Annotated in this window: 6 protein-coding genes; 1 reads left to right on the top strand and 5 read right to left on the bottom strand. The window is 32.3% G+C overall.

What is annotated here, in order from left to right; genetic code table 11:
• The 5 genes from HALO113_RS16245 to HALO113_RS16225 all read right to left on the bottom strand — a co-directional run.
• Positions 1-1,309, bottom strand: a 1,309-nt coding sequence (locus tag HALO113_RS16245; RefSeq protein WP_201297683.1) for a SprB repeat-containing protein, incomplete at its 3' end; no start/stop codon positions are given.
• Between the two features lie 38 nt (positions 1,310-1,347).
• A complete protein-coding gene (locus tag HALO113_RS16240) occupies positions 1,348-2,280 on the bottom strand; it encodes a methionyl-tRNA formyltransferase (RefSeq protein ID WP_159780190.1) in 933 nt (310 codons plus the stop codon).
• 2 nt (positions 2,281-2,282) lie between these two features.
• Positions 2,283-3,431, bottom strand: coding sequence for an ABC transporter substrate-binding protein (locus HALO113_RS16235; RefSeq protein ID WP_159780189.1), 1,149 nt, complete (start codon positions 3,429-3,431; stop codon positions 2,283-2,285).
• 66 nt (positions 3,432-3,497) lie between these two features.
• Positions 3,498-4,052: a phage tail protein gene (locus HALO113_RS16230; protein WP_159780188.1), complete on the bottom strand. Its 555-nt coding sequence runs from the start codon at positions 4,050-4,052 to the stop codon at positions 3,498-3,500.
• Positions 4,053-4,083: 31 nt separating this feature from the next.
• Positions 4,084-4,638: a phage tail protein gene (locus HALO113_RS16225; RefSeq protein WP_159780187.1), complete on the bottom strand. Its 555-nt coding sequence runs from the start codon at positions 4,636-4,638 to the stop codon at positions 4,084-4,086.
• Between the two features lie 215 nt (positions 4,639-4,853).
• Here HALO113_RS16225 and HALO113_RS16220 point away from each other — a divergent pair, with 215 nt between their 5' ends.
• Complete coding sequence (locus tag HALO113_RS16220) at positions 4,854-5,204, top strand: hypothetical protein (protein WP_159780186.1); 351 nt, start codon at positions 4,854-4,856, stop codon at positions 5,202-5,204.
• Positions 5,205-5,255: the final 51 nt, after the last annotated feature.

Below are 5,255 nucleotides of genomic sequence, written 5' to 3'. Positions count from 1 at the left end.
ATCCACCAGCACCACCAGTTGCTACATTCACAGCTGCAGCACCATTTGATCCACCATTACAAGCAATATTGGTTTGAGAGGCAGGAGTAAGTGATAAGGCTGTTGGTTGTGTAATTGTAAAGTTAACTGAAGTAGTACAGCTATTCGCATCGGTTACAGTACAAGTCCATGTACCAGCAGTTAAACCGGTTACTGAGGTAGTTCCGTCCCCAGTTGGGTTGCCGGGTGTCCAGTTGTAAGTATAAGGTCCCACACCACCGGTAGCTACGTTTACAGATGCCGCACCATTTGATCCACCGTTACAAGCCACATTGGTTTGAGATGATGGTGTAAGTGAAACTGTACTGGCATTAACAGTGATTGTTCCACAAGTTCCAGGGGTTACACAACCACCTTCTCCTCTAACAAAATAAGCTGTACTAGGGCCAACAGGCGTTACTACAAAACTAGAAGTAGCAGTAGTACCTAATAATGTTCCCCCACAAGAGCCAGAATAAATTGCCCATTGCGTAGCATCATTTAAAGACCCTGAAATATTTAATGTAGTTGAACCACCATTACAAACAGGATTTGTAGAAGCGGTTATAGTAGGAACAGTTGGATTGGTACATACTGGAGCTTCAAACAAGCGGAAATTGTCTATTGCCCACTCTTCATTATTTGTATTATTTGAAAATACTCTTAGTCTGAGATTTATTAAGGATCCTGTGGCAACTATTGTTTTGTTAAATTCAGTAAATGTTTTTGATAAGAGTAAACCATCACCAATTCCATCTCCGTTAGTATCTTCTCTTAGTTGCTTAGTTGCTACACCATCTCCAAAAAAAGCTATTAATCTTACATAAGCACCACCGTCTATTGAGTATTCTAATATTATATAATCTGTATGGCTGAAAGCACCTACTGCTTCATTTTCCCACTGAGTACCTGAGTTAGCAGCTGCAAATAATCCTTTAAAGCTAAGGCCAGTTTTCCCTGAAATATTAATACCTGTAAAATCTATTTGCTGTTCTTCATTGCCAGTACCAAACGCAGCATCATGGTCTTCTCCAGCCCAAAATTTTAAACCTTGTTTACCTCCATATGGACCATCAGTTACAGTTGTTAGATCTATATCTGAACCATCTGTACGCTTAAAATAAGATGTATATGGTATTATTCCGAAGCCACTATCATTTTCAGGTGTACGAACTCCACTACTAGGAGCTCCAGTATCTTCAAAGGTATCACTCCAGAATTGTGTTTGTGCATTTCCTTTTAAACTCAAAAAGGAAATGATAAATAAGAGTAAAGTAATTTTTTGTTTCATATTCGTCTTTTTTGTTAATTTGTATACAAATATAGTGTTTAATTAAATGCTAAACCTTTAAAATTCAATTTTGTAAATAATTGTTTTATGGTTTGTATGCCTTCTTCAGTTTGTATTATTGAAACACCAATTTGCTTATTATCTGCTGTTGCAATGTGAATTTCAGTCTCGTTAAAAATTTCTATTATAGTACCTGGTAGTTGATTATGTGTTTGATTAATAATTTTTGCATCAATAATTTTTGCAGGTTGTCCCAGAAATGTGGTATCGGCTCCTGTATTCCATGGGTTACATGCATTTATCAAAGAAACAATTTCAGATGCATCCATACGTTTCCAATTAATATAAGTGTCTGAAAGTGTAGGCTTCTCATAATAATAGGCTAAGTCTTCCTCTTGAGCAATGCTAGGGATGGAATGTGCATATTGCAACATGTTCGCCATATTTAAAGCTATTTGAGCCATTCTCTTGCTCAATTTTACAGTTAAACTTCCATAAGTTTCTCTTTCATGAATATTGATTGGGTCATTAAAAATAATATTGCCTTCATCAAAATTAGCATTCATGAAATGAGCACATATTGCTGTTTTTTTTTCTTGATTTTTTAGTACTTCAAAAATTGGCATTACCCCCCTATATTGAGGTAAAGGACCAGGATGAAAATTAATAAATTTTTCTGTACCAAAAGCTAAAACTTCTTCTGGGATTAAAAATGGAAATGAAATAGAGAAAATATAATCGGGTTGAATATCATTGAGCCAACTTTTCATTTCTTTGATTGAGTCTTTATTAGGAAAATGATTGAATTTTATTTGATTGTTAGCACATTCGTTTTCAAGAGCATCTACAATTGTATTTGAGCCTTTACCAATAGCAACCGCATATAAGAATTTTTCAAAAGCTAATAATTGTATCGCAGGAAAAGCAAATCTGCCTCCACATAATAATACTATTTTTATATTATTTTCCATAATTAGATACAAGTATAGCTATTATACCAAGCTGAATTTACATTTTCTAAATTAAAAGCGGTAAGTTTTTGATACTCTTCTTTGTAATTGGTAATATTTTTTTCTATTTCAATTTCACAAAAGTCATTATGATTTACAATTTTTGCTTCATAAAGCGGACTTAATGTAGTATTTGTTGCAGAATCAAAGCTAACAGCTCCTCTTGGTCCATTAAAAGTAAAATCTTTTAAAGCGGAATTTATTTCCAGTAAATTATTTTTATGAATCTCTAATAATTCAACTAATTTAATTCCGAGGAAAGCACTTTCCCAACTGACTAGAGAAAATAAATTTGGTTTTCTATTAGTTGATTCTAATGTTTCAATAAACAGTCTGTTTTCGGAATTATTTATTTTTTTTGACCAGGAAATAACTCCCTTAGTTCTATTACTTGGAAAAACAGCTTTTTCCAACATAGATTCTTCTAATCCGAAAGGCGTTAAATAGATAGGTAAATTTTGATTTTTAAAATGTTTTTCAATTTCTTTGAAGTACCATTGTACAAAATCACCGCTAAAAAGCGATAAAAGTGCTGTATTTGGGTAATTTTTTAAATGAGATTCTAAAGGTTCCATACTAAAATCTTCAGCTTTATAACCAGTAGCGTGATTAAAAACAATTTTTCCATTAAAATCTTCAAAACTTTTACTAATACTATAAGTGTGTAAATAACCACCATCATAATAACCCGTAATTAAGGCGCCATCTGTGAACCCATCATTTATGGCTTTTTGAGCTGTAAATCGAGCACCTAAAGCATTGTGTAATGAATGATAAATGATATTTGGACAGGCAGGCCATTCATTGGGTAAATTAGAACCTGCGTCTAAGACAAGTAATATTTTATTGGCTGCCAAAAATAATGGTCTTAATAATTCTGCAGTTCTGTGACCAATATATGCAATAACAAAAGAAACATTTTCTTCTAATAATAATTTTTCAGCGGCACGATAACATTGTTGTTTATCGGCTCCAAAGCCAATGTTTTCTGTAATAATTTGAAATTCTTTTTTTTCTGAATTTTCTAAACCCGATTTCAGACCTTGATAAATGTCAAAGCTTATGGTATCATAATAAGTGGATCTTGGTAAAAGGAGACCAATTTTTTGCATTTTTTTAGTATATTTATAAAGGAAATATTGCTATAATATTTCCTTTATTTTTTTTTGATATTTGAATTAATTTCTACTTGGAAAAATTCCTATAGTTGCAATTGAAAAGTTAATAGTCAAGTAAGGATTCTTAATGCTAAATGGTAAATTTTGTCCTGTTGGATCTGTTGTTCCAGAAACTTGAGTGTTACCCATAAATGTATTAGCACTAGCAATTGGACTATAAGAATCAGCAGTTGTTACAGCTGGATAATTATTTACAGGAGATTGTTCTTCACCTAAATTGCTATTTGCTAAAATCTTAACATGAACACTATTCAATGAATGAATATGTGCAGGTAGATTTGAAGAAATTAATGTAGTCGTAGGTGAACCTCCTACTTCTCCTAGGGTGTAAATTGGTAATCCTGGTCCTTGACCTTGACCTATTGGCATTCTTCCTTGCAAATCGGGAAGCCCAAAAGTAGTTTGTCCATTACCTCCATAGGTAGTTCCGATTAATGAGAATAGTGCTGTGTTTTGAGCGATAGGAAGGATTTGACCCTGACAAGTCATATATCCTCTAGGCGGAAAGTAAAATCCAAAAATTTTGATTTCTCCTATGAAAGGTTCTGTTGACATAATTATATATTTTAAAAGTTAAACTCAAATATTAATTTCTGCTCGGAAAAATGCCATAGATTGCAATAGAATAATTAATAGCTAAATAAGGATTTTGAATATTTACAGGGATATTTGATCCAGTTATATCTGTAGTTCCAGATATTTGTGTGCCTCCCATAAAAACATTTGTTGTAGGAACAGAATTATATGAATCAGATGTTGTTATAGCTGGATAATTTCCGTTTGGAGTTTGTTCTTCTCCTAAATTATTATTAGCCAGAATTTTTACTTGCATAGCATTTAAAGTATGCATGTGAGCCGGAATATTTTGTGTTAACAAGGTTACACTATTTGTTCCTCCATATTGTCCAATATTATAAACTGGCAATCCAGGTCCTTGACCTTGTCCTATAGGCATTCTACTTCTTAAATCGGGAAGAGCAAAAGTGGTTTGACCATTACCACCATAAATTGTTCCTATTAATGAAAATAATGCAGTATTTTGAGCAATAGACATAATTTGACCCGCACACAATAGATAGCTCTGAGGAGCAAAACTGAAACCAAAAATTTTGATTTCTCCAATAAAAGGTTCTGTTGACATAAATGTAAAAATTTAATAGTTAATAATATTTCTACTAAAGTAATCAAAATTTCAATAGGTTAATACTTACAAAAAAGCATTTTTTTAACACATTGCTAAAGTATAGTATTTTAAAAAAACTCATACCCGTAAAAATACCTGTTTTTCATTTCGAGTACTATTTTTTAAATATTTAATCTAAATTTGCTTGAAACAAATATTTAAAAATTTTATTTATGGCAAATGACTTACCACAAGACGTAATTCCTTTAGAAACTGCACAACAATGGGCAGCAAATTGGAATCAAGAAGGGGCTAATTATTTAGCAAACAATGCGTTAAAAGCTTTTTTAATTCCTGGAGCAGACATTCAAGGAATTATTAAAGATGATAACACTTACGATATTAGAGGTTACCTAGGTTTGGAAAAACTATCAGACGGTAGTTTTGAACCTCATATGATGGTTGTAGGGGTTGATAATAACCAAAATGATATGATAGACTACGATAAAGGCTATTATATTTATGATTTTTCTTTGCCTTGTCCAAATACATGTGATACTAGTAGTCCTTTATTTGTAAAATAATTTTTAAAATAATGAGACAAATAATTTGATATTTTTAAATAGATGTTACAA

Origin of the sequence: Flavobacterium sp. 9AF (genome assembly GCF_902506265.1) — a bacterium.
GTDB lineage: Bacteria > Bacteroidota > Bacteroidia > Flavobacteriales > Flavobacteriaceae > Flavobacterium.
Note: the sequence above shows the minus strand (reverse complement) of the source record. Positions and strands in the feature narration are given on the sequence as shown.